The sequence below is a fragment of the Longimicrobiaceae bacterium genome, assembly GCA_035936415.1.
Lineage (GTDB): Bacteria > Gemmatimonadota > Gemmatimonadetes > Longimicrobiales > Longimicrobiaceae > JAFAYN01.
Window position 1 is genome coordinate 1 of sequence record DASYWD010000365.1, and the last position, 4200, is coordinate 4200.

The following is a 4200-nucleotide window of genomic DNA, read 5'->3' on the forward strand; positions in this document are numbered from 1 at the left end:
CGCCTGCCCCGCGACGCGGCGCCGCTGCGCGCGGGGACGGAGATGGTCGTCCGCGGCACCTGGTCGCGCTACCCGGCGCCGTCGGGTCCGGCGAGGTGGCCGCACGACCCCTCCTTCGCCGGGGTGCTGGAGGCGCGGGAAGTCGCGGTGCGGGCCCCGCCCTCGCTCGCGGTGCACCCCTTCCTCGCGCTCCGCGGGCGCACCGAGGCCCACCTGCACCACGTCTTCCCCCGGCACGGGGCGATGGCGGACGCGCTCCTGCTCGGCCGGCGCGAGGGGCTGGACCGGGAGCTGCGGGAGCGCTTCGCGAAGTCGGGCCTCGTCCATCTGCTGGCCATCTCGGGGACGCACGTCGCGCTGATCGCGGCGGTGCTGATGGTCCTCGGCACCGTCGCGCGGCTCGGGAGGACGCAGGTGACCTGGGCGACGCTGGCGCTCGTCGGGCTCTACCTCGCCCTGATCGGCGCGCCGGCGTCGGCGGTGCGGGCGGGGATCATGGTGGGGCTCGGGCTGGTCGCCGTGCTGCTGCAGCGCCCCTCCGCCTCCCTGCCGATCGTCGCCGCGTCCGCGCTGGCGATCCTCGCCTTCGACCCCGCCGCCGTCCTCCACCCTGGGTTCCAGTTGTCGTACGCGGGCGTGCTGGGTATCCTGCTGCTCCGCGGGGCGATGCTGAAACGGGTGCCGCCCGCCTGGCGCGAGCACCCGGCGTCCCGGTGGGCGCTGGAGTCGATGGTGGTGAGCCTGGCCGCCTTCGTCGCCACTGCGCCCTTCACGGCCTACCACTTCGGACAGGTCGCCCCGGTCTCCATCCTCGCGAACCTCCCCGCGATCCCGCTGACCTCGCTCGCGCTCATCGGCGTGGGCATCTCGGCGGTCGTGGAGCCGGTCGTTCCGCCGCTGGGACGGATGTTTGCGGATGGCACCGGCCTTGCGCTCGACCTGCTCGGCGGGGTGGCGCGGCACGCCGCCGAGCTCCCGGGCGGGCACCGCGCCGTCGCGCCGCCGCAGGGGTGGCTCTGGGCCGCGGTGGCCGTGGCCGTGCTCCTCGCGCTGGACGCCGGGGCGAAGCTCCGGGCCCGGGTCCGCTGGACCGTGGCGACGGGTGCGGCGTGCGCCGCCTTCCTGGGGCTTCCCGCCCTGGCGGCGAGCGCGGGCGGCGGGGGGGTGGAGGTGCACTTCATCGACGTGGGGCAGGGGGATGCCGTCGCCATCCGCACGCCGGCCGACCGCTGGATCCTGGTGGACGCCGGCCCGCGCGACGAAGGGTGGGACGCGGGCGAGCGGCGGGTGCTCCCGTTCCTGCGCGCGCGGGGCGTGCGGCGGCTGGAGGCGCTGGTCCTCACCCACCCGCACGCCGACCACGTGGGCGGCGCCCCGGCGGTGCTGAACGCGCTGGAGGTGGGGCGGGTGATCGATCCCGGGCTCCCGGCGCCGACCCCGTGGTACCTGGAGACGCTGCGCGCCGCCGAGGCGCGCGGCGTCCCCTGGGCCGCAGCCCGCGAGGGGCGCACCCTGGCGCTGGACGGGGTGACGGTGGAGTTCCTCTGGCCGCGCCCGGGCCCGCTTGACGCGGTTACGGACGCCAACAAGATTAGCACGGTCATGCACATCCGTTCCGGCGCCCTTTCGGCGCTGCTGACGGGCGACGCGGGCGAGGAGGAGGAAGCCGCGGTCCTGGCGCGGCACCCCGGCGGGCTGCGGGCCCAGCTCCTCAAGGCGGGGCACCACGGGAGCCGGACGTCCACCTCGGACGCGCTCCTGGACGCGCTGCGCCCCGAGCTGGTGGTGGTCTCCGCCGGGAAGCGCAACCGCTACGGACACCCCGCCCCGGTGGTTCTGCGCCGGCTGGAGGCGCGGGGGATCCCCGTGGCCCGGACGGACCGGGAGGGGACGATCTCCGTCCGCGCCCGCGCTGACGGCGCGGCGTGGGAGCGCTTCGAGCCGTGAGCCTGCTGGAGATGGTGCTGCGGCCGGCGCTGGGCCGGCGCACGGACCTGCCCCCGGAGCTGCGGGCGGAGGCCGTGCCCGCGGGGGTGACCTTTCGCGAGGGCCGGCTCGTCCCGGTGATCGGCGGGATCCTGGGGAGGATGAAGGGGCCGGCGGGCGCCGTGACCCTGGGCCGTACCATCGTCGTCCATCCCGGTGTGCGCCTGTCCCGGCGCCTGCTGGTGCACGAACTGACCCACGTCCGGCAGTGGGAGCAGGACCGGTGGTTCCCGGTGCGGTACGCGGTGGAGAGCCTGCGCCGCGGGTACTGGAACAACCGCTACGAGCTGGAAGCGAGGGAGGCGGAACGGGCCGCCCACGACACTCATCCCATCTGACGCAGAGGTCTCCGTGGCCAAGTCCGTAGTCACCATCGAGCGGCACATCATCGAGGCCGAGCGCCAGTTCCCCGAGGCGACCGGGGCGTTCAGCAGCATCCTCTACGACATCGCCTTCGCCGCGAAGATGATCGCGCGCGAGGTGCGCCGCGCCGGGCTGAACGACATCCTGGGCCTGACCGGCGAGGTGAACGTGCAGGGCGAGGAGGTCCGGAAGCTGGACGAGTTCGCCAACGAAGTGATCTTCAAGGCGCTCGACCACACCGGCCACCTGTGCGGGATGGCCTCGGAGGAGGAGGAGGACTTCATCCCCATCCCGGACCGGTTCCCCACCGGGAAGTACTGCGTGCTGTACGACCCGCTCGACGGGTCCTCCAACATCGACGCCAACGTCTCCGTGGGCACCATCTTCTCCATCCACCGCAAGGTCTCCGACCACGAGCGCGGCTGCATGGAGGACTGCCTGCAGCCCGGGACGCGCCAGGTGGCGGCGGGGTACGTGGTCTACGGATCGTCCACCATGCTGGTGTACACCACCGGGAACGGCGTCCACGGCTTCACGCTGGAGCCCTCCATCGGCGAGTTCCTCCTCTCGCACCCCAACATGCGCATCCCCACGCCGGGCCAGCGCATCTACTCGGTCAACGAGGGGAACTACCCGGTGTGGTCCCCCGAGCAGCGCCGCCTGGTGGACCACTTCAAGAGGGCCGACGGCGAGGGCGGGAAGCCGTTCAGCTCGCGCTACATCGGCTCCCTGGTGGCCGACTTCCACCGCAACCTGCTGTACGGCGGGATCTTCATGTACCCCGCGGACGCCAAGTGCCCGCAGGGCAAGCTTCGCCTGCTGTACGAGGCCGCCCCGCTGGCGATGATCTGCGAGCAGGCGGGCGGGCGCGCCTCCGACGGCACCCGCCGCGTCATGGAGGTCCAGCCGACGGCGCTTCACGAGCGGACGCCGCTGTACATCGGCACCGCGGAGTTCGTGGAGACGGCGGAGCGCTACCTTGCCGGCGAGGGGATCGCCGCGGCGGTGGCCTGACGCCCGTGCCGGACCCGGAGCGCCGCCTCGTCGTGGACCGCTTCGAGGGCGACCTCGCGGTGGCCGCGGACGAAGCGGGGCGCTTCCTGGACCTCCCGGCCTGGCTCCTCCCGGCGGGGACCCGGGAGGGGGACGTGGTGACCGTCCGCAGGGAAGGAGAGGGCGAGGCGGCGCGGGTGGAGCTGCAGGTCGACCGCGCTGCCGCGGAGGCGGCGCGCGAGGAAGCCGCCGGCCTTCTCGCCCGCCTCCGGCGGGGCGGCCCGGCATAGGCTCCGGCCGCCGCGGAAGGGCCGCCTCCGCCCGGAGGCGTGGACCTTTCCGGCGCTCCGCTGTAGATTGTTTGTCGACCCCCCGCAGACGCCTGCCACCAGTCGAGTCTCACCGCATGCCCCCCACCTGCCCCCTCTGCCGCAATCCCATGATCGCCGCGGAGGACGAATCCGCCGGCCTCGACGGCGGGGCGCCGCGCCACGTCTGCCGCAGCCCGGGGTGCATCAGCAATGCGTTCGCCTCGAACGGTGCCACCTGGATCGGGGCTGGATCGGGGCCGCAGGCTCCCGCGCCGGAGGTGATCGGCAACTCCCGGTCGGAGCCGGCGCTCGGGGGCTCCACCTCCTGGCTGGGTGTCCCGTCGGAGCCCCCGCGGCTTGAGCGCACGCCGCGGCCCTCCTCCGGCGTAAGGGAGCGCCCGTCCTCCGGCCACGACTTCGAGGACGGCGTCTGCCTCAACTGCGGGCGCCTGGAGACGCTGGCCGGCCGCTACGGGTGGAGCTGCCCCGTACGGCTCCCCTGACGCCCGGACGGCACACCGGCTCCAGAACGGCAGCGGCCCCGGCG

The 4200-nt window shown here is 74.4% G+C and carries 5 protein-coding genes; all 5 read left to right on the forward strand.

Features of this window, described 5'->3' with window-relative positions:
* A partial coding sequence (locus VGR37_14740) for a DNA internalization-related competence protein ComEC/Rec2 (GenBank protein HEV2148658.1) occupies window positions 1–1947 on the forward strand: 1947 nt, incomplete at its 5' end.
* Window positions 1944–2324: a DUF4157 domain-containing protein gene (locus VGR37_14745; GenBank protein HEV2148659.1), complete on the forward strand. Its 381-nt coding sequence runs from the start codon at window positions 1944–1946 to the stop codon at window positions 2322–2324. The genes VGR37_14740 and VGR37_14745, both read left to right, overlap by 4 nt.
* 13 nt (window positions 2325–2337) lie before the next feature.
* Window positions 2338–3363 carry a class 1 fructose-bisphosphatase gene (fbp, locus tag VGR37_14750; GenBank protein HEV2148660.1) on the forward strand — a complete coding sequence of 342 codons (1026 nt, stop codon included), beginning with the start codon at window positions 2338–2340 and terminating at the stop codon, window positions 3361–3363.
* A 5-nt stretch (window positions 3364–3368) separates the two neighbouring features.
* The gene (locus tag VGR37_14755) at window positions 3369–3632 is read left to right on the forward strand and encodes a DUF3006 domain-containing protein (protein HEV2148661.1); all 264 of its coding nucleotides are present in this window, start codon (window positions 3369–3371) and stop codon (window positions 3630–3632) included.
* Between the two features lie 116 nt (window positions 3633–3748).
* Entirely contained in the window at window positions 3749–4156 is a 408-nt protein-coding gene (locus tag VGR37_14760) for a hypothetical protein (GenBank protein HEV2148662.1), read from the forward strand.
* The last annotated feature ends 44 nt before the right edge of the window (window positions 4157–4200 follow it).

Excerpts from the sequence above, each read along its gene's own strand:
- VGR37_14760 (HEV2148662.1), top strand. The coding sequence starts at position 3,749 with ATGCCCCCCACCTGCCCCCTCTGCCGCAATCCCATGATCGCCGCGGAG.